Raw genomic sequence first — 26,193 nt, 5'->3', positions numbered from 1 at the left:
AATCGGCTAAGCAATTCGTTTTACCCGGTAGGCGAGAACGGCAATATCCGAGAATGTTGAAATGTTCAAAGAATAGGTACCCTGTTAAAAGTAAAAATGCCGTTCACCTTAAGTGAACGGCATTACGCTGAGGCGTCTTTTTTTTGTTTTATCAATCAGCAATAAAGCGAGCAATCGCCGGATGAATTAAGCCACTATGGCTTACCGGTCCCATATGTCCGGTTGGAAAACGTTGATGTTCAACATTGGGTAAATTGGCTTTAATTTGATTGGCTAATGATTGGCTCAGTTCAGGGCTGTGTTCCCCTGTCATCATTAACACTTTACAAGTAAGACCACTTAGATCGGTTAAAGTATATTTCTCTGATATTAAACCTTTAAAGTCTAAACTCACCTTAGGCATATCTCTTGCCATTATATCCTGAACTTTTTGTGGTAATGCTTTGAAAAAACCTGTTTTGTTCCAAAAATCAGTGAATATCTCTGCCGCCTGATACCTATCATCGATATTAACTTTATTAGCAAAGTTATCCGCTAACATTCGAGCGTCACTACTTTGTTCAAGTAAATGAAACGCAACCGGCTCATATAAAGAAAGACTTAATATTTTTTCTGGATTCTCTATGGCTAGCTTTAAGGCAATCGCACCGCCACAAGAATGCCCAACCAAGTGAAAAGACTGATGTTGAGCAACATGAGTAATAATTTTTTTAATACGGTTAATTTCAACATCAAAATTAAAATTTAACTCATCAGCGACTTTTTCTGCATTCCCATAACTGAGCAAATCAATATTGATGACTAAGTAGTGAGGTTCAAGCAGTTTGACTAAGGGTTGCCATTGTCTGGCTGAACTTAGCGAACTATGAAGAAGTACAACCGGTGTTCCCTGCCCTGAAATATAGGCACCTTTTAGTAGATTATTTATGGTCATTGCAGCTATTGATTAGCGATAAAACACCATTATCAGCTTAATCTAACAAATGTCAAAGTGAAATAACACTCAGTCTATTGATGAGCAATTACAGAGAATACGGCTATAAAAGTTTACAAAGTAAATAAATAAAACTTCACGCTTTTGCTGACATTAAATTATTTAATGTGATAGAAATTGGTTAACTCAAATTTTCAACGAAGTTAACTTAACGTCGTTTTGAAAAAGTCGTCTGAAAAAATACAATAATAAAGAGTATTCATGGATATAAATCTTCAAGGTAAAAGCGCATTGGTCTGTGGTTCAAGTCAAGGGATCGGTAAAGCCTGTGCAATTGAACTTGCTCAATTAGGCGCTAACGTCACACTATTTTCACGTAATCAAGCAGCCCTTGAATTAGTCAAAGCTGATCTTGATAAATCTCAAGGTCAAAAACATCAAGTATTAGTCGCTGACTTTTCGAATACAGAACAAGTAAAAACCGTGATCAATGCGCATATTAACGCATCGGGTGGTTATGATATTTTAATCAATAATACCGGTGGACCCGCACCTGGACCGGCCAATGAGGCTGGTGTCGATGAATTTATCAACGCCTTCAATTTACACTTAGTGTCCAACCATCACTTGGTTCAAGCGCTTATCCCTGGTATGAAAGAAAAGCAATATGGCCGTATTATCAATGTTATTTCTACGTCTGTTAAGCAGCCGCTCAATGGCCTAGGTGTTTCTAATACCATACGTGGTGCGGTGGCGAGCTGGGCGAAAACCTTAGCAAATGAATTGGGTGAATTTGGTATTACTGTCAATAATGTCTTACCCGGGGCTACTGCAACCGCTCGTTTGGATGCTATTATTTCAGGGAAAGCCAAAAAACAAAACATTTCAATTGAACAGGCTACGCTTAACGAAAAAGCAATTATTCCTATGCGCCGTTTTGCTAAACCCGAAGAATTTGCAGCTGCGGCCGCTTTTTTAGCATCGCCTGCTGCTGGCTATATTACAGGTATTAATTTACCCGTCGATGGTGGCAGAACCTCGTGCTTATAAGGTTTACTTTAATAAACAATAGCTAGAGGAATAATAATGCTCAATGAAAATAATATTATTGAAAACTTTATTGATGGCCAATATCAAGCGCCCGTCAATAATAATTATTTAGATAATATTGAGCCGGCCACGGGGCTAGTTTATGGCCAAATCCCCAATAGTGATATCGCTGATGTTGAACAGGCTGTTGCAGCAGCAGAGCTTGCCCTGCCAACATGGCAAACCTTAGCTTTAGAAGAACGTGCCGACTATTTAATTGCCATAGCACAAGAAATTGAAAACCAACTTGAATCCTTAGCACTTGCCGAAGCCACAGACAATGGTAAACCGGTTTCTTTAGCGAGAATGGTAGATATTCCACGTGCGGCAAGTAACTTTAAATTCTTTGCTCATGCCTGTTCGCAATTCGCTAGTGAATCTCATGCGATTGCTCATACGGCAATCAATTACACCTTGCGCCAACCTGTTGGTATTGTCGGCTGTATTTCCCCTTGGAATTTACCGCTGTATTTATTTACTTGGAAAATAGCACCAGCACTCGCTGCAGGTAATTGCGTGATTGCTAAACCCTCTGAAATAACCCCAAAAACGGCGGCAATGCTCGGCGCTATTTGTCTGAAAGTCGGTTTGCCTAAAGGTGTTTTAAATATATTACACGGAACAGGTGCAAGCGTTGGCGCTGAAATATGTAACCACCCTAAAATTAAAGCGATCTCATTCACTGGTGGCTCAGCAACGGGTGCAGCAATAGCAACTCAGCTTGCACCAAAATTTAAAAAACTATCATTAGAATTAGGCGGGAAAAACCCAGCATTAATTTTTGATGACTGTCATTTTGAAAGTACCGTTGAAGAAGTCTTTCGCGCCAGCTTTGCGAATCAAGGTCAAATTTGCTTATGTGCTTCACGTTTATATATTCAACGGGGCATATATGAAAAATTCAAAAAAGCATTAGTTGCAAAAGCACAAGCGCTTGTGCCACAAGACCCTTTACTTAATGAAACAAAAATGGGCGCGATTGTCTCCAAAGCTCATTTAGAAAAGGTACTTGGCTATATTGATTTAGCTAAAAAAGAAGGGGGTACTATTTTAGTGGGCGGTGAACAAGTGCTATTACCTGGTCGCTGTAAACAAGGTTATTTTTTACAACCAACTATCATTGAAGGCTTAAGTAATGATGCAAGTTGCAACCAGCAAGAGATCTTTGGCCCTGTTATTACCTTACAACTGTTTGATACTGACGAACAAGCACTGGCACTTGCCAACGAAAGTCAATATGGCTTAGCGGCGACTATTTGGACACAAAATATTAATAGAGCGCATCAACTCGCTGAACAAATAAATACCGGAATTGTGTGGATCAATTGTTGGTTACTGCGTGATTTACGAACGCCTTTTGGTGGTATGAATCATTCAGGTGTTGGTCGAGAAGGTGGTTTAGAAGCCATGCGATTTTTTACTGAACCCAAAAATGTATGCATAAAATACTCATAGGCTCAAATTAAAAAATGAATCAAATTTGTCATAAATTTAAATCTTCAGGAGCAATATTTGCCAGCGTATTAGGCTGCAAATGGACGCTCATTTAACCTATTTTCCTCTGGAGTTCCTTAGGGTGTTTTTCGGTGATTTCGAAATCCCCTATTTAGTCGTACTCAAGTCTACACACAATTGAAATAAATAAAGAACAAAGGTCTTTGATTGATTTTTGTCTACACTTATAACCATAAAAATATATTAATTACATCAGGATCCCTTATGAGCGATGTTAAAATTAAAACGTCTTTGAACCCGAAAATAATTAACGCGGAACAAGCACCAAAACCGGTAGGTTTATACCCTCACGCCCGACAAGTAGGCGACTTATTATTTCTTTCTGGTGTTGGCCCAAGAAAAGCGGGTTGCAAAGATATCCCTGGGGTTGTACTTGACGAGCAAGGTAAAATTAAAAGTTACGATATTGAAGCGCAATGTCATAGTGTATTCACCAATATTCGCTTAATTCTTGAAGCGTCAAATGCAAACTGGATGGACTTGGTTGATGTCACCGTATTTTTAACCAATATGGATGACGACTTCACCACCTACAATCGTATTTACGCAGAATACTTTGCCGATAACCAACCTTGTCGAACCACGGTTGAAATTAACAAATTACCAACGCCCATTGCCATTGAACTTAAATGTATCGCTGCGTTGAATCAACATAAAAAGCCTCATACTAAAACGACGGGGGAATAGTCATGTCAACGTTAAAAAACAGCATCGCTATGCCTTTTAATTTACATGCTTGGATTGATGAACATCGCCATTTACTTAAACCTCCCGTTTGTAATAAGCAAATTTTTGAACAAGACAATTTTATTGTGATGATTGTCGGCGGCCCAAATAATCGTAACGATTATCACTATAACGCAACCCCTGAATTATTTTATCAAATTGAAGGCGAAATGGTGCTTTCAGTGATTGATGGTTCGGTTGAAAAGAATGATCATCATGATCCTAAAAATTTTCAGGATATAAAAATTAAAGCTGGCGAGATATTCTTACTTCCACCAAAAATGTTGCATTCCCCACAGCGCTTTGAAAATAGCGTAGGTTTAGTGGTTGAACAAAAGCGAGCAAATAATCAAAAAGATGCACTTTATTGGTTTTGTCCTGACTGCAAAAAACAACTCTACACAGAAGCTTTTTATCTCGACAATATAGAAACAGACTTACCTAAAGTATTCACCCGTTTTTATGACACACCTGACAATTGCACTTGTCAGCAATGTGGCACAACAGTGACGAAGGGGTAAGTTATGTTAAAGATAGATATTCACACGCATATATTACCGAAGACCTGGCCTAATTTACGTGAAAAATACGGTTACGGGGGGTTTGTCAGTTTAGATCATCATAAATGTGGCTGTGCCCGAATGATGGTTGATGAAAAGTTTTTTCGTGAAATAGACCATAATTGTTGGGACCCTAAAGTTCGACTTGACGACTGTAAAAAGCACCATGTAGACGTACAAGTACTTTCAACGGTTCCTGTGATGTTTAACTACTGGGCAAAACCGAAAGATACTCTAGATTTATCGATGTATTTGAATGATCACATTGCCGGGATTGTTAACGACCACCCTAAGCGTTTTGTAGGGTTAGGTACTTTACCTATGCAATCGCCAGACCTTGCAATAAAAGAACTTGAACGTTGCATGAAAATTGGTTTGTCGGGCATTCAAATTGGTTCTCATATTAATGAATGGAATTTAGACCAAAAAGAGTTATTCCCTATTTTTGAAGCCGCACAAGACTTAGGTGCAGCTGTTTTTGTTCACCCATGGGACATGATGGCGAAAGAAAAAATGCCTAAGTATTGGTTGCCATGGCTCGTTGGTATGCCTGCAGAATCAAGCTTAGCGATATGCTCGATGATCTTTGGCGGCGTACTACAACGTTTACCTAAACTAAAAATAGCCTTTGCTCATGGTGGTGGTTCATTTCCATCAACTATTGGTCGTATTGAACACGGGTTTAATGTTCGTCCTGATTTATGTGCGGTTGACTGCCCTATTAACCCACGAGATTTTCTTCCTCAAATTTATTTGGATTCATTAGTACATGATGAATTAGCACTGAAATATTTAGTCGATTTGATGGGGCCAGACAATATTGCCTTGGGTACTGATTACCCATTTCCATTGGGTGAATTAGAACCTGGAAAGCTTATCGAGAATAGTCAGTTTTCTGATGATATTAAAGAAAAGTTACTGCATGGTTCAGCGCTTAAATGGTTAGGATTATCAAAAGAGCAATTTTTATGAGTATCGCGAATACGAAAGTTAACGTTAAAAATAGCACGATAAAAATAACCATAGAACTTAAACATGCTAGTTATCAAGTCAATATAGCAAACTCATGGTCATTGGCTATTCCTGTTAACTTTAATCAACCAACGCAACAGCCTAATCACTTTTCTGCCAATGCGGCTCTAGCCAGTCCAATGCAAGCGGGGGATTTTGTTGGTGATACGAAACAAGGTGGCAGTTGCAATGTAAATGAATTGACGATTAATCCGCATTGTAACGGTACCCATACAGAATCTATCGCACATATTTGTGATTTTTCAATGAACAGTCATGCTGTCAATAATGGTATCAATAATGAAACGCAGGCAAAGACATTAGCAGAGCTTAACTTACCCGCGTTAATGCCCTGCGCTGTAATATCATTAACACCTGAATTAGCTATAGAAAGTTCGGAGAATTACAGCCCTGACTTTTCTAAATATGATGTCATCATCAGTAAATCTGCACTTAAGAAAGCACTTGTTGATTATCACAATGAGCAATTACAAGCGTTGGTTATTCGAAGTTTGCCAAATAACAGTAGCAAAAAACATCAAGCTTATAACAGTGAGAATCAACCTGCTTTTTTCAGCCGTGAAGCCATTTTATATTTGAATGAACGCGGTGTTGAACACCTAATAGTAGATCTGCCATCAATTGACCGCTTACATGATGAGGGATTAATGACTTGTCACCATTTATTTTGGCAAGTTAATGAAGGTAGTCAGCAAGTAAACGAAAATAGCTTAGTGAATAAGACGATTACCGAAATAGCGTTTATTGATAATGAGATCCCTGATGACTTTTATTTTATCAATATTCAAACACCTGCTTTTCATAATGATGCAGCACCAAGTCGCCCTGTCCTATTTTCAACAAAAGAATTTAATGCTAAAGAAATGAGTAAATAACTTATGCCTATTCCCAATAAAACAATAAAAAATAATAAAACGACATTAGCATACGCCCAAACACTAGATCTTAATGATCCGTTAGCGAAAGTACGCGACCAGTTTGCCATTCCTAAACAAGCCAATGGTGACGATGAATATTACTTCACAGGAAATTCCCTTGGTTTACAACCCAAACTTGCTCGAGAATATGTTATTGAGTTACTTGACTCTTGGGGACAACGAGGCGTAAAAGGTCATTTTGAAGGTGACTTCCCTTGGATGCCCTATCACGAACTTTTAACCGAGCAATCAGCATTATTAGTGGGGGGTAAAAATGAAGAAGTGGTGATGATGAATTCATTAACCACAAACTTACATTTAATGATGGTGAGTTTTTATCAACCCCAAGGTAAACGTACTAAAATACTGATTGAAGATCATGCATTCCCTTCTGATCATTACGCCGTAGAATCTCAACTAAAACATCACAAACAAGATGTTGATAAGAATATGCTGCTGTGGACGCCAAGAGCAGGCGAAGAATTATTAAACACTGATGATTTATATCAAATTATTGAACAACAAGGCGATGAAATATCCCTGATATTATTGCCTGGTGTGCAGTACTACACTGGCCAAGTGCTGGATATGAAAACCATCACCGAAAAAGCGCACGCAAAAGGTATCATCGTGGGTTTTGATTTAGCCCACGCCGTTGGCAACATCGAAATGGAACTGCATAACTGGCAAGTCGACTTTGCATGTTGGTGCAGTTACAAATATTTAAACAGTGGTGCAGGCTCTGTTGCTGGTTGTTTTGTTCATGAAACCCATAGCACTAATTCAAACAGTGAAACGCAAGTGAACCGCTTTGCAGGTTGGTGGGGACACGACAAGTCAACTCGATTTAAAATGGAAAACAATTTTAAGCCTATTGCTACAGCTGAAGGCTGGCAATTATCGAACCCTCCCGTATTATCATTAGCGGCTATTCGAGGGTCACTTGATACCATAAAAATGGCAGGCGGGATCAGTGAGCTTCGTAAAAAATCAGTCAAGCTCACCCAATATATGACCGACTTAATCGCCAGTGAACTCGGCGATAAAATTCGTATTATCACCCCCAGTAATCAAGCTGAACGCGGTTGTCAGTTATCGTTAATGATTAATGTTAAAGGTCTTGACGGTAAAGCTATGTTCAACGCGTTAGAAGAAAATGGCGTAACCACAGATTGGCGTGAACCCAATGTTATTCGAGTGGCTCCCGTCCCTCTTTACAATCAGTTCCAAGATATTTATCACTTTGTCCGACTTTTAAAGGAGTGTTTACAATGAGCGTAAATGTTATATCTAAACCTGCCAATGAAACTAACATCACGGTAGCAGGAGCTGGCCCTATTGGCGCACTGCTTGCAATAATACTCGCTCGAAAAGGCTATAATATTAATTTATTTGAATCTCGCCCAGATTCTCGCCAGCATGATATATACCAAGGAAAATCGATTAACATTGCCCTCTCAGACCGTGGTTGGTTAGCACTTGAAGCGGTTGGTATTGCTGAACAAGTCCGTAAAGAAGCGCTCCCTATGAAAAAACGTGTCATGCATGGGGTTGATGGAACGATAACAGAGCAAGCTTATGGAAAAGACGACCAAGCTATTTGGTCGGTATCGCGCGCGGGCATTAATGAACAATTACTTAATTTGGCAGAAAAAGAAGCAAACGTAGCGTTGCACTTTGAAAAAAGACTTACCCATGTTGACTTTACTACGGGTTGTTCATCTTTCAGCTTTGATGTGGCACAAAGTAAAGGTCATATTGAAATTGACGCTGATTATATTTTTGGCGCCGACGGTGCTTTTTCAAAAGTACGCCGTCTTGCCCAAGAAACGCCACGCTTTAGCTATAGCCAATCTTTCATGCCTCAGTCTTATATCGAATTAACGATCCCAGCAAACGAAAACGAAACAGGCGATGCGCGTTTTAAAATGGAAAAAGAAGCCCTGCATATTTGGCCAAGAAAAGATTTTATGCTGATCGCTCTGCCCAACCCTGATGGTTCGTTCACTTGTACATTGTTTATGAATTATGAAAGTAAAAATGACGAAGCGCATTCATTTTGCAACTTAACAGAAAGAAGTCAAGTAGTTAAGTTTTTCAACGAAAATTTTGCCGATGCAATGCCCATACTAGCAGACCCCATCGACGACTTTATGTCCAAGAAAGCTAGCCCACTCTTTTTAGTTAAAGTGGACCCTTGGGTGATCAATAACAAAGTCGCATTAATTGGTGATGCTGCTCATGCAATGGTGCCTTATTACGGTCAAGGCATGAACTGTGGCTTTGAAGATTGCCGAGAGCTTGGTGAAATTATTGATCAATATAAAGGTCAATGGTGCGATATTTTTCCTGCTTATCAAAAACAGCGAAAAATAAATGCTGATGCTATTACTGAATTAGCTCAGCGTAATTTTGTTGAAATGAGTGAGCTCTCTGGTGACAGTAATTTTCTTTTGCAGAAAAAAATTGAAGCTAAATTTCATCAACTTCAACCTGAACTTTGGGTGCCACTTTATTCTATGGTGACCTTTTGCCCACACTTGCCTTATTCGCAAGCATTAGCAATCGGCGATCAGCAAAAATTAATTATGGCGAAAATAATGCAAATACCTGATATAGAAAGCTGTTGGCAAGACGATTTTGTTTACGAAAAACTGCTACAACTCGTTCAAGAAAACACTAAAAACAAGGATAATCTTGATGTCTAATTCTGGCTGTCCTTTTAATGGTGATGCAAACAAACGTGAAGTAGAAGAAGATATTCATACCGACTTTAACGATGATATGTCCTATGGTGATTACTTGCAGCTTGATAAAGTATTATCGGCTCAGCAACCGTTATCGAAAGAGCATGATGAGATGTTGTTTATTGTTATTCATCAGAGCAGCGAACTCTGGCTTAAACTTGCTGGCCATGAATTAACAAAAGCCATGGAGTGTTTACGCGCAGATGATTTTGGTCCCGCCTTTAAAGTTATCGCGCGGGTAAAACAAATATTCATTCAGTTGACTCAGTCATGGAATATTTTATCGACGCTTACCCCCGTTGATTACTTAAAGTTTCGTGATGACTTAGGACGATCCTCTGGGTTTCAGTCACTCGGATATCGAAAACTTGAATTTCTCTTAGGCAATAAAAACAGTGATATGCTTAAAGTCCATAAAAGTGATAATCAAGCCTATCAAGAGTTAGCATTATTACTCAATAGCCCCAGCTTATACGACGAAGTGATTGCCGCATTAGTAAAAGCAGGTTTTAACATTGATGACTGTGTGCTTAATCGCGATGTTAGCCAAGCTTATCAGAGTAATCAGAGTGTGGTAAAAGCATGGCTAATGGTCTATCAGCAACCCGAGAAATATTTTGAGCTATATGAGCTAGCAGAAAAGCTTGTCGACATCGAAGACTCTTTTCAACAATGGCGCTTTAAACACATGTATACCGTGCAACGGATCATTGGGTATAAGACGGGAACCGGTGGTTCTTCTGGGGTAGGCTTTTTGAAGAAAGCACTAGATGTTAGCTTTTTTCCTGAGTTGTTTGAAGTTAGAACACATTTATAATGTTTCTCACATCGTCATTTTAAGTCAACAGCTTACGAATTATGCTGTTGATTGATTTGGGATATTTATAATAAAGCACTCAACAATGTTGAGTGCTTTTTTTTCAATCAGATTAATTTTTTACTGAGTTTATCTCTAAGCTTTTATTACCTTCTTTATCACGGTTTTTACGTGCTTTATCAGATTTCAATTTCATCTGCTGCTTCTGCAAATTAGAAATATCTTTTGGCATCGGCTTACGAGGCATACGTTCGTCAGCCATGGCCGCCTTATATAAAAAACCAGCAAGAATAACAGAAGCTTGTTTTAGATCAGCCTCTACGACATGGTCAATCGAATCAATATGGGTATGATGCAAACGAGAGCCATAATCTAACTTGTCTTGAATAAATTGAAAACCGGGTAACCCTACATCATCAAAAGACTCGTGATCAGTGCCACCGGTACTTTGATTGGTAATAGTACCGGTACTTAAATCCGAATAAGGGCTGAACCAGTTACCGAATATTGATTTAGCAGCAACATTACCTTCAGTATAAATACCTCTGAAACGTCCACTACCATTATCCATATTAAAGTATACCGAAAACTTATCATGATCAGCTTTCGTTTCAATCGGCCAACCTTGATCTTTCCATAAATAAGTGGGTAATGCTTGCTCATTCTTATCAGTAGGTTTAGGACGGGTCGCAAAGTGTTCATCAACATAAGCTGCCGAACCAAATAACCCTTGTTCTTCACCCGACCATAAACCAATACGTATGGTACGTTTAGGTTTAAAGTTTAATGCTTGTAAAATACGAACAGCTTCCATTGAAACCGCCACACCCGCACCGTTATCAACAGCACCATCACTGGCATGCCACGAGTCTAAGTGGCCACCGACCATAACTATTTCAGGGTTTTTATCACTCCCTGGAATTTCTGCAATGGTATTATAAGCATTTCGGTCGTTATCATGAAAACGCGCATCGATATTGAGCGATAATTTAGGTGTCTTGCCATTATCTATCATTCGAGATAATAAGTTGTAATGTTCGGCTTCTATAATAAGTGCTGGTACTGGAAAGGTTTTACCGACACGATGGTCACTACCAAAAACGTTAATTAAGCCACCTTGACGCCAGCTACGATATATAACACCAGCAACTTGCTCTTCTTTTAAGAAATTACTGAGCGTGGCTTGAAAATTATAACGCTGCATTGCGCCATCTCTTCGGTCAGCAGTTACCCATGGAGAGTGACTTGGCGCTCGCATTACGTCAAATTCTGTCAATGTAGAAAGCTCTCCGGAGTCATAGCGTTGGAAGACACTGTTCTCAGGCGCTTCAATATTTTTACCCGCGCCCATCATAATGATCTTACCTTTTAGCTTACCTTTATATTGTGCTAAGTCGGTTATTGAAGCCGCATCAAAGATAACAACATCTCCTGTTACTTCTCCTTCAGTGCCTGGTGTCCAAGCAACAGGAATACCGTGTAAAGAAACTTCACGCGGACTCAATAGATCAATGGAAGCAGAGTCATGTGACCAGCCTCGCCCAAACTCAAAAGGGTCTAAATAAGCATTTTTTAATCCCCACCCCTTTAACTTCTCTAAAGTCCAATTATTAGCTTTCTTCATCTGAGGAGAGCCAGATAAACGAGGGCCTATTTCATCGGTTAATTGCTCTAATGTGTGCATTACTTCAGAATTATAAAAACCTTCTGCCCTTATTTTATTCGCCATATCTAAGTCATCACTTGCATAAGCAGTCGATAAAGAAAGGCATAATAAAGATAATACGAATTTTTTCATTATTGTTTCCTAATTATTATATTTTTTGTCATGATTAATTTAGTACAAAAAATAATAATTAAAAAGACAGATAAGACGAACTCCATCGAATAAGAGACCGTTGGTATTAACTGAGAAGCAGCAGGTAATAATAAGGTTAAGTAGCAGTGCAGTCTTTATATTCACTTTACATTAACCATTTTAATTTAAAAAATTAACAAGGCATCTACTTAGCTTAATTGTGCAAAAAATAACATAACAACTTCCTATAAAGTAAACTATGTTAAAACGTATAAAAATAGATACTTTCTATTTAGAAATGTGTAAATTTCGGCTACCCTAACTGGTATCAAAATAACAATAAAATTTAGTTTACCTAAAAAACATCGCACTCTTGGAGAATATTAATGAATTTGTTCAAAAATTCCACTTTGGCTACAGCGGTTAAACTCGCTGTTTTAACATCAACGGTCGGTTTTTCTGCAGCTATTTTAGCTGAAGAAAATGCCGAAGAAAAAGTAGTTGGTTTAGAAATTATTGAAGTAACCGCGCGTAAAAGAGTAGAAAATGTTCAAGAAGTTCCTGTAGCTATTAGTGCGCTCCAAGGTGAAAAACTGAATGTGTTAAGTTCTGCTGCTATGGACATTCGTTTTTTAAATGCCCGCGTGCCAAGTCTTTCTGTTGAATCTTCTTTTGGTCGTACTTTTCCACGTTTTTATATGCGTGGTTTAGGTAATTCTGATTTTGATTTAAATGCATCACAGCCAGTTTCTTTAGTTGTTGATGAAGTTGTGCAAGAAAACCCAATTTTGAAAGGTTTCCCAGTATTTGATGTTGGCCGCGTAGAAGTATTACGTGGTCCACAAGGGACACTATTTGGTCGTAACACCCCTGCCGGTTTAATTAAATTTGAATCAGTAAAACCATCACAAGATTTTGATGGTTTTGGCTCACTTTCATACGGCAGTAATAACACTACCGATATGCGTGCGGCTGTTGGTGGGGGGTTAACTGATAAATTATCTGCTCGTGTTTCATTACTTAATCAAACCCGAGATGACTACATAGATAACCAAGCACCCGGTTTTGAACAAAAAGAAGTTTTAGGTGGCTACAATGACAAAGCGGCTCGTATTCAATTTCTTTATGAAGATGACGCTTTCACAGCATTATTTAACTACCACATGCGCGACTTGGATGGCAAGCCGGTTGCTTTCTATGCAAATGCGTTTAAACCTGCAAGTAACGAATTAGTCAGTAACTTTGAAAGAGATACTGTTTACCATGACTCGGCATCAAGAGCGACACAACAAGTTGAAACCGAAGGCGGCAGTTTAAAGTTGGAATTTGAATTAGGTGAATTTACCCTAACGTCAATTTCAGGCTATGAAAGCGCTGAGCTTTATTCTCGTGCCGATGTTGATGGTGGTTATGGCGCAGTTTATGCTGAGCCTTCAGGACCTGGTATTATCGCACTTGATTCAGAAACAGCCGATGCTATTCCAGATCACGAGCAACTAACACAAGAAATTCGCTTATCAAGCAACTTTGATGGCCAATTTAATTACCAAGTGGGCGCATTTTATTTTAATGAAGATTTAACCATTGAAAGCTTTGCCTTCGATCCTTTATTTAGCAGTGGCGCACAAACGGGTTACGTTATTCAAGAGCAAGAAACGACTGCATGGGCTGTTTTTGGTTCGTTTGATTATGACTATAACGACAAAACCTCAGTAACCTTTGGCTTACGTTATTCTGATGATGACAAAGACTATAGCAACCAAAGAACGAAGTCTCCATTGGCATGGTTAGGTTTTCCTGATGTAGTATCAGGTGAAGTAAATCCAAGCGATTCACATGTTAGCTGGGATATTAGTGTTACGCATAAATATACCGATGACATAAATTTATACGCACGCATTGCCGACACGTTTAGAGCACCAAGTATTCAAGGGCGTTCGTTATTCGCCTTTGGAAATGGTATTTCTGTTGCCGACTCAGAAACTATTTTATCTTTAGAAACCGGTATTAAATCTGATATTTTAGACGGCTTTGGTCGTATTAATGCTTCGGTATTTTATTTTACCATGGATGATCAACAACTAACTTCTGTTGGTGGTGGTGGCAATACGGCGAGTTTACTTAACGCTGAAGAAACGACCGGTTACGGTTTTGAAATCGACTCAGAGTTTATGCTAACCGATAATTTTTGGCTAACGGCGAGTGTCAGTTATAATAATACCGAAATCAATGACAGTGACCTAGCTGTTGCTGCTTGTAAATTATGTACTATTACCGATAATTTCTACACCGATGATTTGGGCAATAGATTTGCCGAAGTAGACGGTAATAGTTTACCACATGCGCCAGAGTGGATTTTTAACTTTACCTTGCGTTATTCTCGTGAAGTTGCAGACGGTGAATTCTATGCCTACACGGATTGGTCTTACCGAGATGACATTAGTTTCTTTTTATATGAATCAAAAGAATTTAATGGAAAATCATTATTTGAAGGTGGCGCACGTACCGGTTATACCTGGGACGGTGATGATAAAGAGTATGAAGTTGCCTTATTTGTTCGTAACATAACTGATGAACAAATCGCTATTGGCGCTGTAGACTTTAGTAACAATACCGCTATTGTTAATGAAGAGCGCTTTTTTGGTGCAGAATTTAAAGTTAATTTCTATTAAGCTAAACGGCTAATTTTAATGATAAAAGGCGACTATAATTAGTCGCCTTTTTTATTTTTAATGCCTATATACGAGACTCATAGCCGTGAAGTTTTGGTATTTAATAAGTGAGTTTAAAGAGTAATTCAGCCAAATCAGGTTGACACTGAAAATCTGTTAACTTAACACGATTACCTATAACAACCACTTGCTCCTCTTGAAGCAGTGCGCTTTGTTTGGCGAAAAGTTCACTTTCAACAGCAAATGATATTTTCCCTTGAGAGTTAATAACTCTGTGCCAAGGAACACTTTTTCCTTTCCAGCCATCATCAGGGATTTTACCTAACGCTTTCCCGACTAACCTCGCTTTACCGGGCAAGCCAGCAAGATCAGCAACCTGTCCATAGCAAGCGACCTTGCCATAAGGTATTAACTGCACTGTTTGCCAGATACGAGGGTAATTAACGTTTACCGGGCGCTTATTATTTTTTAACATCGTGGCGACTCATCTAATGAAACGGCTTAATTACGGTTGTAAAACACAGTGAATATTATCTTAACATTTTGCCAACTGACGATAACACGCTACTTAGCAACTTTTACTAAAATAAGAAAATTTACTGAACATTGAACAACTTGTCATTAATTTATCATCCACCCCAGCCAAATAGACAAATTTTAGCCTATTGAAGTCGATGTTTTTTGTGTATAATCGCGCGCTATTGACTTACCAGCTTAAATGCACAACCAAGGAATCAGCTTATCCTACAAGCAAATAATATTACCCAACAATTCGGCGCAAAACCTCTTTTTGAAAATATTTCACAAAAATTTGGTGGTGGTAATCGTTACGGTTTAATTGGCGCCAACGGTTGTGGTAAATCAACACTCATAAAAATCTTAGGTGGTGACCTAGAGCAGACCTCAGGAAATGTAAGCTTAGACCCTAACGAACGTTTAGGTAAATTAAGCCAGGACCAATTTGCCTTTGAGCACTTCAGTGTTATTGATACCGTTATTATGGGACATACTGAATTATGGGCGGTAAAAGAAGAACGTGACCGTATTTATGCTTTACCAGAAATGAGTGAAGCCGATGGCATGAAAGTAGGCGATTTAGAATCAGAATATGCTGAAATGGACGGTTACAGTGCCGAAGCACGTGCCGGTGAACTATTAATGGGCGTAGGAATTGCTGTTAACCAACATTATGGTTTAATGAGCGAAATAGCCCCAGGTTTTAAACTGCGTATATTGTTAGCACAAGCGCTATTCTCAGATCCTGATATTTTATTACTTGATGAGCCAACCAACAACCTGGATATTCATACTATTCAATGGCTTGAAGAAACCTTGAATGCCCGTGATTCAACCATGATCATCATTTCGCATGATAGACATTTTTTAAACAGTGTTTGTACCCACATGGCTGATTTAGATTACGGAGAACTTAGAGTTTTCTCAGGTAACTATGACGAATACATGCTGGCAGCAACACAAGCACGAGCTAACTTACTTGCTGACAATGCTAAGAAAAAAGCGCAAATAGGTGAGCTACAAGCTTTCGTTGCCCGTTTTTCTGCAAATGCTTCAAAAGCTAAACAAGCGACTTCTCGTGCAAAACGTATCGACAAGATCCAACTAGAAGAAGTTAAACCTTCAAGCCGTACCAACCCCTTTATTCGCTTTGAGCAAGAGAAAAAATTATTTCGTAATGCCTTAGTCATAGAAAAATTAAACAAGAAATTTAATGATGCTCATGTACTAAAAGATATTTCTCTTTTGGCTGAAGTCGGTGAACGTATTGCGGTGATCGGCGAAAACGGCATAGGTAAAACCACCTTTTTACGCACTTTATTAAATGAAGTCGGCTACGAAGCAACTTCTGGTGATTTTACTTGGTCTGAAAATTCAAATATTGGTTATTACGCACAAGACCATGAGTTTGAATTTGAGCATGACATGACCTTGTTTGACTGGATGAGCCAATGGCGTCAGCCTACCGACGACGAACAAGCCGTTCGTGGTTATTTGGGGCGTTTATTATTTTCAGCTGACGATATTCTAAAATCAGTTAAAATATTATCAGGGGGCGAAAAAGGCAGAATGCTTTTTGGTAAACTGATGATGCAACTGCCTAATATTCTTGTGATGGACGAACCGACCAACCATATGGATATGGAGTCTATTGAGTCACTTAATATGGCATTAGAGAACTACGAAGGTACCTTAGTGTTTGTTAGCCATGACCGTGAGTTTGTTTCGAGTTTAGCTACGCGTATTATTGAATTAACCAAAGATGGTTACATCGACTTTGCCGGTACTTATGATGAGTACTTAGCAAGCCAAGCATAAATCCCACCCGTTCTATCAATAGATAAAACACCCTTATTTAGGTGTTTTATCTATTATTTTCACTGCCCTATTTTATATTTTAAGGAAATCCTTTTGCTCAGTTATCGTCATGCTTTTCACGCAGGAAACTTCGCTGATGTTTTAAAACATTCGGTTTTAACGCTCGTACTAGAATATATGGTGCGTAAAGATAAAGGCTTTACCTATATCGATAGCCACTCGGGTGCTGGCATGTATTCACTAAAAGATGAATACGCTCAAAAAACAGCTGAATACAAAGGTGGTATCGCCAAAATTATTGCCGCCCTAACTGATGAGAATTTTCCTGAAGCATTAACACCCTATGTTGAGCTAATTCAGCGCTTAAACACTGAAAATAGTGAGCTAGAAATTTATCCTGGCTCGCCTGGTGTTGCTAAGCAACTGATGCGCCGCCAAGACAGTACTCATCTCTTTGAGTTACACCCTACCGATATTCAACATTTGACAGAATTCTGCACACGCTGGAAAAAATCACATGTAAAACAGTCTGATGGTTATCAAGGTGTATTGGGGTTAGTACCGCCACCAAGTCGCCGGGGTGTCGTGCTTATCGATCCACCCTATGAGTTAAAAGAAGATTACGCTAAAGCGGTTAAGACTATCGTAAAAGCCTATAAAAAATTCAATTCCGGGACTTATATTCTTTGGTATCCTGTGGTTACCCGTGAGCGTATTCATGCTATGGAAAAAGACTTTACCCGTAGTGAGGTGAAAAATTTATTACAAGTTGAATTTTGTTTACAAGCCGACAGTGATGAATATGGTATGACAGGTACCGGCTTATTTATTGTTAATCCTCCTTGGCAGTTAAAAAAGCAGCTCGAAGAGATACTTCCTTTTATGAAGGCAACCTTAGGACAGGCTGAGACTAGCTTTACATTAGCGCAGCTTATTGCTGAATAATTAGCCTTAAGCTAAAATATATGGCGCAGCTAAATTAAGCAGCGCCACTTAGCAAGCTTATCAGCCTTTTATAATCAGTTGATAATTAACAAGCAATAAGATAACTAAAGTTTTGTCGCTACTGCCCTACCTTACAAAGTGCGATATCTATTTGCATTTGAAAATGTACTAACATCATTAAATCTAACACCATTTTCTTTCATCACCTTATGTGCGGTACTTGCTAACATTTGACGCAAATAAAACGGTTGTTGCACAACAAAGTGATGAATGGCATGTGTACCAGCAAAGTTAAAGGTAAAGAGGTTAAGTGGCCAAATAACCAAACCTTTAAAGACTTGCGTTTGCTGCAGTACATTATTTACGCCACCATAGTAGTGCAAATAAGAAGTCACTAAATTTAAACAGCCTGAGCGTAAAAAATTAGGCGCAATAATAATCACCATCAACAGATTGCTCAACGCTGAAAAGGTTTGTAACCATGGCGGATAGATAAAATCGCTGGCAATAAAAAAATCTACACTGTGAAACAATATAAAGCCGTAACCGAAGATATAATAAAGTATCGTCAGTGGGAACCCGCCATTAAAAACACTCAAAAAATTAAAGGCTTTCACTTCTCTATTCAAGTGCTTTCTTTGTAAAATCAGCCCGAATAAACCATCAAACATCACGATATAGCGAACAAGTATATTAGCAATACCATTGCCGACCAATCGTTCTTCTAAATCTTGTTTTGTGCCTGAGGTTTTATGGTGCAGTAAATGAATTTTGCGACGATACCAAGGGTTGATAGTACTTGGGCGCATTAACCAAACAGTGGCCATCATAAGATTATGTATAATAGGTTGTTGACGAAAGTAAAGTTTATGAATTAAGTCATGCTCTAACTCATGAGAGATAGAGGCAAAAATTGCCGCTAACATGATACAAACCCAGGCAGGAATAAAGGCATAGTAATATAATAAGCCACTGGTGATCATGCCAGTAAGTGACAGTAAAAGAATGAGTAAACCAATAATGTCTTGCTTAGCTAAAAACACATATTTTTTGCGTAAGCGCTGTTCTTCGGCTTTAACACCTTGAACAATATTTTTAATTTTTTCAGCGTCTGTTGTTGAACTCATCCTAAGCATTCACTAATTTTTACTCGAAAGGTGATAACTATCGGCATCATTAATCATATTAATTTCTTTCATCACTTTATTGATATCGTGAGACATTGAATATTTTTTTGAAAAGGCAAGAAAAGAAGAGTCAACTTGATCAGACAACGAGAACCCTTCAACTTGTCCATTAACCGCCATATTATCGATGGTCGTATATGCAATGGCACTATCGGCCACCAATAAATCAACGCGACCGTAAATAAGCATATTAAAGGCATCTTCTAGGCGAGTCGCTTCAACAAACGTTATAGAGGCATCTTTAAAGGCTTTTTCTGAATGGCTATCAACATTGGTTGAACGAACTCTGACAAGTATTTTACTCTTATCAATCAATGGAACACCTTGATAAACAAAATTATCATCTGCTCTTTTAAATATTGCAGAGCCAAAAAAATTAATCAAAGGACTTTTAGGAAAGCTCAAAAACAAGCTGCGTTCTGGCGTATAAACCGTCGGCATTAATGCATCAAACTTTCCCTGTTCAACCGTTTTTAATGCTCTTGCCCAAGGCATGATGGTAACTGATATTTTAAATTTTCCACTGGCATTGAGTTTATTCATCGTCTCAATTAACAAGCCCTTGTTTTCACCCTTTTCATTGCTATAAATAAAAGGGCGAATTTCAGGGGCTGCAATACTCAACGTGATAACTTGCTGCTGTTTGCCATGCTGAGCTTGTGCGTTTAAACAAAGTAAAAAACTACAAATAAAAAAGAAAAATTTCATTTTATTAATACCTTATACTCGAGACGGTTAATCGATTTCAGAATCACTGTCTATTTCACTAACGGGCGTTACCGCCTTTTTACGCAACACAGGTAACTCACCAACATCTTGAGCAACAAAGACTCTTTTAATGACTTTTTTAGGCTGAGATCTTTGCGGTTTTTCGTTAATTTTCGTTGAAGATTTTGACTTGGCAGCCACTTTTGGCTTTTTAGGTTTTATGCCCTTGAATGTAGCTTTTAAGCTATCAACAACATCAAAGTTAAAGGTTTGCTGTAAAAAACCTTCAACATTTTTAAAACTAATCCAGTCTTTAGGACCAACAAAGGAAATCGCGTCACCGGTGCTACCCGCTCGACCTGTCCGGCCAATACGATGCACAAATTCTTCAGTGTGCTTTGGCATATCAAAGTTAAAGACGTGCGATACGTTAACTAAATCTAAACCTCGAGACGCTAAATCAGTCGTGATCAATATCTTTTGTTGTCCCTTACTAAAGCCATCCATTATTTGATTACGCTGACCTTGATTAAGCTCACCACTTAAGGCGACCGTACTTAAGCTCTGTTCACTGAGCAGCTTTGATAATCTGTCGGTATCACTTCGTGTTGCAGTGAAAATAATCACTTGTTGATAGCTTTCAGTTTTCAAAAAGTGTTCAAGCAAGTCTTGTTTATGGTCTAAGTTATCGCATAGGTAAAAGCGTTTAGTAATATCTTTATGCTCGGTATGTGCAGAGCCTATGGCAATTCGTTTTGGTTTTTTTAATAACGCTAGTGCGAACTCATTGACTTGTGCGTGATCGAGTGTTGCAGAAAACATCAGTGTTTGACGCTTACGATGATCAGCAGCGCTATTAATTTGTTTTAATTGTTTTGAAAAGCCTAAGTCTAACATCCGATCGGCTTCATCAAGAATAAGGAGCTCTAAGCCCTTTAAATAGAAATGCCCTTGCGATAAATGGTCAGACAATCGACCCGGTGTCGCAACAATAAAGTGAGGGTCTTTGTGCAGTGTTTTTACTTGATCATTAAAGTTTTCACCACCCAAAATAAGCACAGCTTTAAACTGTGAACCGGTGGTAAATAAACGTAGTTGAGTAAAAACTTGTTTGGCTAATTCTCGTGTTGGCATAAGAATAAGAACACGAGGATCACGTTTAGACAAAGCCCTATTTCGAATTAAGCGTTGCATCGCAGGAATAATAAACGCTAAGGTTTTACCTGAGCCAGTTTTTGATGAGGCAATTAAATCATGCCCGGCCATAGCAGCAGGAATAGCTTGCTGCTGAATTTCTGTCGGCTCTAAAAAACCTAAATGCTCAACCGTTGACATTAAACGACTGTCTAAACCAAAATCTGTAAACTGCAAACTACACTCCAAAAAAGAACCAATAAAAACGTTGTTATTATACCCTGCTAACGACAAGAATGACGTATAGTATTTTATCAGGGTGTTAAAAAAATGAAAAACTTAAAAAAGTACCACAGACTTATTCATCTTATGGCGCTATTAAACATGTTCGTCGCGAAGCCAATCAACATAACCAACAAAAAAGTGTTGCCAAAAATCGTTGGTTTGCGAAAATTCAACCAGTTGTTTACCAAAGGTTTCTAATATCTGAAGATCAAAAATACAGCTTTCATCGGGAAGGTACATGGCAGATTTTTGCTGACACTGTTGATATATCGCCGTTAAGCACTGTTCAAAACCAACCAAAGATGCACTCACTAGGGTTGCTTGCCATTGATTTTCTTCTTCAGCAATCGCGGTATAAACCGCTAAATGTTCATCGGCCAAGTCAATAAAATACGGGTCACCTAATTCGGTATCTGTGGCGATAACAAGCCATGAACTTTGCCAATTGCCGATATCGTCATTGACTAAACTAGCGCCTTTTTTATCAACCGCATAGCCAATCTGGGCTTTATTTAATGTCGCCATTTTAGTAATAACGCTAAAACCCTGTGGACCAAAAAAAACCTCTTTATGTTCAAAGGCTTTTAATCTATTTAATAGTTCGCTTTGGTTCATCTTTAATCTCGTCTTTTTCAATACAATAAGGCCGTTGACAGCTAACCATCAACGACCTTATATCTTGTTAACATAAAACTTTATTTAATTAGCTGTTCGCTATTCTTGCTTCAACCACTTCAATAGCGTGATCAATACGAGCAAGTACTTTATCTTTATCCAATAAAGCCAAAGTAACATCTAAAGAAGGTGAATTACCACCACCAGTCGCCGCAACACGCAATGGCATACCCACTTTGCCCATACCGACTTCAAGCTCTGTTGCCGTATCATTAATTGCCGCATGAATAAGTTCAGGTGACCATTCGCTCAATGCTGCAAGTTTAGCTTTAACCAATATAAGAGGCTCTTTAACAACAGGGCGTAAATGTTTCTTAACCGCTGATGCTTCTAGTTCGCTAAAGTCTTCGTAAAAGTAGCGAGAAATTTGCGCCATCTCTTTTAAAGTTTTTACTCGGTCGGCTTGAATTTTAACGATTTCTTCAAGTGCTGGACCATTTTCAATATTGATACCTTGCTCATTCATGTGCCAGGCTAAATGTGTTGCAACATAACTTGGCTCCATAGTTTTCATATAATGTTGGTTGACCCAAATTAATTTATCAGTATTAAAACCTGAAGCAGCACGGTTACAGTCTTTTAAATCAAACAGTTCAATCATTTCTTCACGAGAAAATATTTCTTTATCGCCATGAGACCAACCTAAGCGCACTAAGTAGTTTAATAAGGCTTCAGGTAAATAACCATCATCGCGGTATTGCATAACACCGACAGCACCATGACGTTTTGATAATCGCTTACCGTCATCACCTAAAATCATTGGGATGTGGGCATACTCTGGGAGTGTTGCCCCTAAAGCGAGTAAAATATTAATTTGTTTTGGCGTATTACTAATATGATCATCACCACGTACAACATGGGTAATTTTCATATCCCAATCATCAACAACAACTGTTAAGTTATAAGTGGGTGTGCCATCGCTACGCGCAAGAATTAAATCATCTAATTCTTCATTAGCTATCGTTATATCGCCTTTAACCATATCTTTGATAACAACTTCGCCATCAAGTGGGTTTTTAAAACGAATCACATAAGGCTTATCGGCAGGATAGTCGGTGCGGTCGCGCCACAAACCGTTATATTTTTCTTTCGCGCCAGTTTCACGAGCCTGTTCACGCATTGCTTCAACTTCTTCACTGGTGCTATAACAGCGATAAGCATTGCCAGAGGCAAGTAACTGCTCAATAACTTCTTTATAACGGTCGAAACGTTGGGTTTGGAAATACGGACCATGTGTCCATTCAAGATTCAACCAATTCATACCGTCCATAATGGCATCAACAGATGCTTGGCTTGAACGTTCTAAATCAGTGTCTTCGATACGTAAAACGAAATCACCGCCATTTTTCTTGGCATATAACCAACTATAAAGGGCAGTACGTGCCCCACCAACGTGTAAATAACCGGTCGGGCTTGGCGCAAATCGAGTTGTTAAGCTCATAAAAATCTCACTATAAAGTTTAAGACTTAAAGGCTATGTTAAAAGACAAGGCTTAAAGTCTACAATTGGTACGATAAAAATTGTCGATATTTTATCAGGCATAGCTAAGGAAAACATCATTTGCTGAAAGAAACAAAGAAAAGAAAATCTCCAGCGAGGATAAAACAAGCAAGCTGTTTAATTTTACAGCAAGAAAATTAAATATATCAATAAAACTGAAAAAAAAGCAGAAAAATCTTTGTTTTATGTTGACAGCTTTTCTCATCTCCCTATAATACGCCCCACTGAAACGCAGACAGTGTTTAATTAATTAGACCTTCAACGATTCAGGAAATTTAAGATTGGGCGATTAGCTCAGTTGGGAGAGCACCGCCCTTACAAGGCGGGGGTCACTGGTTCAAGCCCAGTATCGCCCACCAATCTTAAGTATCAAGAATAAAGTAATTATGGGCGATTAGCTCAGTTGGGAGAGCACCGCCCTTACAAGGCGGGGGTCACTGGTTCAAGCCCAGTATCGCCCACCATAATTACACCCTATAGAATTTTCTTTAGATAATCTATACGGACGATTAGCTCAGTTGGGAGAGCACCGCCCTTACAAGGCGGGGGTCACTGGTTCAAGCCCAGTATCGTCCACCATCTTTTCCCTCATTCTTACATCATCTACTTAAAAATAAAATCACTGATAATATCTTTAATTTATATATTAAATTTTAAATCATTTTTCTTAAAGACTCTTTTAATATCATTTTCTCTGCTACTACATATTTCAAATCAATCACAATTCCTGCTCTTTTTATTGTTGCTACTGCCTGCCAACCCACTACTATAAAACTACAATTTCAATTAGTTAAAACATTCAAAGTCAGCAAAACCCCTTTTATTTAAACCACACCCACTAATAAACTCACAGCATATTTACCTAAATACACTTAGGGTAACCCCCTATTTTCAGGCTGCCTGTTTATTGGGAAACTAGCTGTGATAGAAATAATTGCAATGATTTAACAAACGGAGTTTGGTTATCATGAGTAAATTAACTTTAAGTGCATGGCTTATAGCCTCTTTAGCATTAACAATGCCTATAAAAGCATTGGCTGAAAGTACTATTGGCGAGCAACTCGCACAAACCCTTCCTACGATGACTGGCAAAGAAACAATCCTCGCGGTAATAACCTTTCAACAAATGCAGCCACTGTCGATAAATCAAATACAGGCGCTAGTAGCTTTAGGAATTAATAAAGGCGTTAAATTTTCTGCACTGCCTGTAATAGGCGTGGTCGCTAATGCTGCACAAATCAAAGCGATCGCCGCGCGCGACGACGTCCGTTCAATATGGTTAAACCGAAAGTTAAGCTATTTTATAGCTAACTCACGACAAAACTCCGGTGTTAATAAAATTCAAGGAACAGACTTTGTTAATATTAATGGTGATACCGATTATAGTGGTAAGGGTGTCACCATTATGGTCAATGACTCAGGGATTGATGCCACGCATCAAGATCTATTTTTTGGCGACGTAGTCATTGATAATGTCGAGGCGGCCATACAATCATCAGCTTTGGCTAAAATGAGCACAACCGAGACCTTTATCAGTCGAGGTCAATATAATACTGATGTAAACACAGACCACGGTACCCATTGTGCTGGTATTATTGCAGGCTCTGGGGCCATGTCTGATGGTAAATATAAAGGTGTCGCTCCCGACGCCAAACTAGTCGGTTACGGCTCAGGTGCTGATTTAACTATTTTAGATGCTGTTAGTGGCTATGATTATGCGATTAATCACCGCTACGATTATCAAAGTCCATTGCGTATTATCAGTAATGCTTGGGGCTCAACCGGAAACTTTGATGCGAACAGCCCAATTGGTTTAGCCTCATATAAAGCTTATACCTTGGGGATATTGTCAATATTTTCTGCTGGAAATTCAGGGGCAGGTAAAAGTAGTCATAACCCTTATGCTCAACTCCCTTGGGTAATATCAGTCGGTGCCGGTAATAGTCATGGTCACTTAGTTGATTTTTCTTCTCGTGATTTATCTTATAAAACTGGCAGCTTTACCATGCCAGATAAGCAAGAATGGACTTATAATAACCAAGTCACAGTTGTCGCCCCCGGTCACTACATGGTCTCAACCCGATCATCGAATAATGGCCTTGCTTACAGCGCAGATGATGATTTTCTTTTTGACTCCGCCTATACCCCTTTTTATAGCCGATTATCTGGTACTTCAATAGCAACATCATATACGGCGGGTGTTGCCGCTCTCATGATGGAAGCTAATCCATTATTAAGTATCGAGGAAATCAAACAATTAATAGCAAAGTCTGCAACTCAGATGCTTGGATACCAAGCGTGGGAAGTTGGTGCCGGCTATATTGATATAAGAGCCGCTGTTGCTGCAGCAAAAACACATGTTAAAGCGTATAAATAATCACTCACGACAATACTGTCGGTCTATACTGTGCAAAGACTGATGTCACCGCACTATTAAACAACGAAAGTAGTTTAGCGTCTTTAACTTTAGCCTGACATCTTATTTAATTTTTTCTCGCAGCAGTGACAAAAGAGTAGATATTAACAACAACGCCCTGGCATAAACAGGTCTCTGGGAAGATAATATTAGCCCACTCCAGCAACCAGTATTCCAATGCGATAGCTATACCGCTAATAC

21 protein-coding genes and 3 tRNA genes are annotated in these 26,193 nt (G+C 38.8%); 16 read left to right on the top strand and 8 right to left on the bottom strand.

The window, feature by feature from the left end; all coding sequences use genetic code 11:
* Positions 1–151: 151 nt before the first annotated feature.
* Complete coding sequence (locus H4J69_RS17865) at positions 152–934, bottom strand: alpha/beta fold hydrolase (RefSeq protein WP_182216164.1); 783 nt, start codon at positions 932–934, stop codon at positions 152–154.
* A gap of 261 nt (positions 935–1,195) precedes the next feature.
* Here H4J69_RS17865 and H4J69_RS17860 point away from each other — a divergent pair, with 261 nt between their 5' ends.
* The 9 genes from H4J69_RS17860 to kynA all read left to right on the top strand — a co-directional run bounded on the left by H4J69_RS17860 (position 1,196) and on the right by kynA (position 10,337).
* Complete coding sequence (locus H4J69_RS17860; protein ID WP_182216166.1) at positions 1,196–1,984, top strand: SDR family oxidoreductase; 789 nt, start codon at positions 1,196–1,198, stop codon at positions 1,982–1,984.
* Positions 1,985–2,020: 36 nt separating this feature from the next.
* On the top strand, positions 2,021–3,478 hold the full coding sequence (locus H4J69_RS17855; protein WP_182216168.1) for an aldehyde dehydrogenase: 1,458 nt from the start codon (positions 2,021–2,023) through the stop codon (positions 3,476–3,478).
* 264 nt (positions 3,479–3,742) lie between these two features.
* Entirely contained in the window at positions 3,743–4,225 is a 483-nt protein-coding gene (locus tag H4J69_RS17850; protein WP_182216170.1) for a RidA family protein, read from the top strand.
* A gap of 2 nt (positions 4,226–4,227) precedes the next feature.
* On the top strand, positions 4,228–4,785 hold the full coding sequence (locus H4J69_RS17845) for a 3-hydroxyanthranilate 3,4-dioxygenase (RefSeq protein ID WP_220465348.1): 558 nt from the start codon (positions 4,228–4,230) through the stop codon (positions 4,783–4,785).
* 3 nt (positions 4,786–4,788) lie between these two features.
* Complete coding sequence (locus tag H4J69_RS17840) at positions 4,789–5,796, top strand: amidohydrolase family protein (RefSeq protein ID WP_070373934.1); 1,008 nt, start codon at positions 4,789–4,791, stop codon at positions 5,794–5,796.
* Positions 5,793–6,731, top strand: a complete 939-nt coding sequence (locus tag H4J69_RS17835) for a cyclase family protein (RefSeq protein ID WP_182216172.1) — start codon at positions 5,793–5,795, stop codon at positions 6,729–6,731. The genes H4J69_RS17840 and H4J69_RS17835 overlap by 4 nt, the downstream gene beginning before the upstream one ends.
* A 3-nt stretch (positions 6,732–6,734) precedes the next feature.
* Positions 6,735–8,048, top strand: a complete 1,314-nt coding sequence (gene kynU / locus H4J69_RS17830; protein WP_182216174.1) for a kynureninase — start codon at positions 6,735–6,737, stop codon at positions 8,046–8,048.
* On the top strand, positions 8,045–9,481 hold the full coding sequence (locus tag H4J69_RS17825; protein WP_182244949.1) for an NAD(P)/FAD-dependent oxidoreductase: 1,437 nt from the start codon (positions 8,045–8,047) through the stop codon (positions 9,479–9,481). Before kynU ends, H4J69_RS17825 begins: the two co-directional genes overlap by 4 nt.
* Positions 9,474–10,337: a tryptophan 2,3-dioxygenase gene (kynA, locus tag H4J69_RS17820; protein ID WP_182216177.1), complete on the top strand. Its 864-nt coding sequence runs from the start codon at positions 9,474–9,476 to the stop codon at positions 10,335–10,337. Before H4J69_RS17825 ends, kynA begins: the two co-directional genes overlap by 8 nt.
* A 112-nt stretch (positions 10,338–10,449) precedes the next feature.
* On the opposite strand, the gene H4J69_RS17815 is transcribed toward kynA, so the two are convergent.
* Positions 10,450–12,135 (bottom strand): M20/M25/M40 family metallo-hydrolase, encoded by a 1,686-nt coding sequence (locus H4J69_RS17815; RefSeq protein ID WP_182216179.1) that lies wholly within the window; start codon positions 12,133–12,135, stop codon positions 10,450–10,452.
* Positions 12,136–12,521: 386 nt separating this feature from the next.
* Here H4J69_RS17815 and H4J69_RS17810 point away from each other — a divergent pair, with 386 nt between their 5' ends.
* Positions 12,522–14,807 carry a TonB-dependent receptor gene (locus tag H4J69_RS17810; RefSeq protein WP_182244950.1) on the top strand — a complete coding sequence of 762 codons (2,286 nt, stop codon included), beginning with the start codon at positions 12,522–12,524 and terminating at the stop codon, positions 14,805–14,807.
* Between the two features lie 100 nt (positions 14,808–14,907).
* Here the strand turns inward: H4J69_RS17810 and H4J69_RS17805 are convergent, their stop codons facing one another.
* Positions 14,908–15,282 (bottom strand): MGMT family protein, encoded by a 375-nt coding sequence (locus H4J69_RS17805; RefSeq protein ID WP_182244951.1) that lies wholly within the window; start codon positions 15,280–15,282, stop codon positions 14,908–14,910.
* Positions 15,283–15,548: 266 nt separating this feature from the next.
* Here H4J69_RS17805 and H4J69_RS17800 point away from each other — a divergent pair, with 266 nt between their 5' ends.
* Complete coding sequence (locus tag H4J69_RS17800) at positions 15,549–17,141, top strand: ABC-F family ATPase (RefSeq protein ID WP_070373941.1); 1,593 nt, start codon at positions 15,549–15,551, stop codon at positions 17,139–17,141.
* A 93-nt stretch (positions 17,142–17,234) separates the two neighbouring features.
* The gene (locus tag H4J69_RS17795; RefSeq protein ID WP_182216184.1) at positions 17,235–18,086 is read left to right on the top strand and encodes a 23S rRNA (adenine(2030)-N(6))-methyltransferase RlmJ; all 852 of its coding nucleotides are present in this window, start codon (positions 17,235–17,237) and stop codon (positions 18,084–18,086) included.
* A gap of 131 nt (positions 18,087–18,217) precedes the next feature.
* On the opposite strand, the gene H4J69_RS17790 is transcribed toward H4J69_RS17795, so the two are convergent.
* The 5 genes from H4J69_RS17790 to gltX all read right to left on the bottom strand — a co-directional run bounded on the left by H4J69_RS17790 (position 18,218) and on the right by gltX (position 23,516).
* Positions 18,218–19,213 (bottom strand): fatty acid desaturase, encoded by a 996-nt coding sequence (locus tag H4J69_RS17790; RefSeq protein WP_182244952.1) that lies wholly within the window; start codon positions 19,211–19,213, stop codon positions 18,218–18,220.
* A gap of 12 nt (positions 19,214–19,225) precedes the next feature.
* Positions 19,226–19,981, bottom strand: coding sequence for a transporter substrate-binding domain-containing protein (locus H4J69_RS17785; RefSeq protein WP_182244953.1), 756 nt, complete (start codon positions 19,979–19,981; stop codon positions 19,226–19,228).
* 27 nt (positions 19,982–20,008) lie between these two features.
* A complete protein-coding gene (locus tag H4J69_RS17780; protein WP_182244954.1) occupies positions 20,009–21,352 on the bottom strand; it encodes a DEAD/DEAH box helicase in 1,344 nt (447 codons plus the stop codon).
* A 141-nt stretch (positions 21,353–21,493) separates the two neighbouring features.
* Positions 21,494–22,015 (bottom strand): hypothetical protein, encoded by a 522-nt coding sequence (locus tag H4J69_RS17775; protein ID WP_182244955.1) that lies wholly within the window; start codon positions 22,013–22,015, stop codon positions 21,494–21,496.
* Positions 22,016–22,103: 88 nt separating this feature from the next.
* Positions 22,104–23,516, bottom strand: a complete 1,413-nt coding sequence (gene gltX, locus H4J69_RS17770; protein WP_070373947.1) for a glutamate--tRNA ligase — start codon at positions 23,514–23,516, stop codon at positions 22,104–22,106.
* 343 nt (positions 23,517–23,859) lie between these two features.
* Here gltX and H4J69_RS17765 point away from each other — a divergent pair.
* The 4 genes from H4J69_RS17765 (at position 23,860) to H4J69_RS17750 (ending at position 25,953) form a co-directional block, all read left to right on the top strand.
* Positions 23,860–23,935, top strand: a tRNA-Val gene (locus tag H4J69_RS17765).
* Positions 23,936–23,964: 29 nt separating this feature from the next.
* A tRNA-Val gene (locus tag H4J69_RS17760) sits at positions 23,965–24,040 on the top strand.
* Positions 24,041–24,079: 39 nt separating this feature from the next.
* Positions 24,080–24,155, top strand: a tRNA-Val gene (locus tag H4J69_RS17755).
* Between the two features lie 388 nt (positions 24,156–24,543).
* Positions 24,544–25,953: a S8 family serine peptidase gene (locus H4J69_RS17750; RefSeq protein WP_182244956.1), complete on the top strand. Its 1,410-nt coding sequence runs from the start codon at positions 24,544–24,546 to the stop codon at positions 25,951–25,953.
* Positions 25,954–26,193: the final 240 nt, after the last annotated feature.

The organism is Colwellia sp. BRX10-9 (assembly GCF_014077405.1).
Classification (GTDB): Bacteria; Pseudomonadota; Gammaproteobacteria; order Enterobacterales; family Alteromonadaceae; genus Colwellia_A.
Note: the sequence above shows the minus strand (reverse complement) of the source record. Positions and strands in the feature narration are given on the sequence as shown.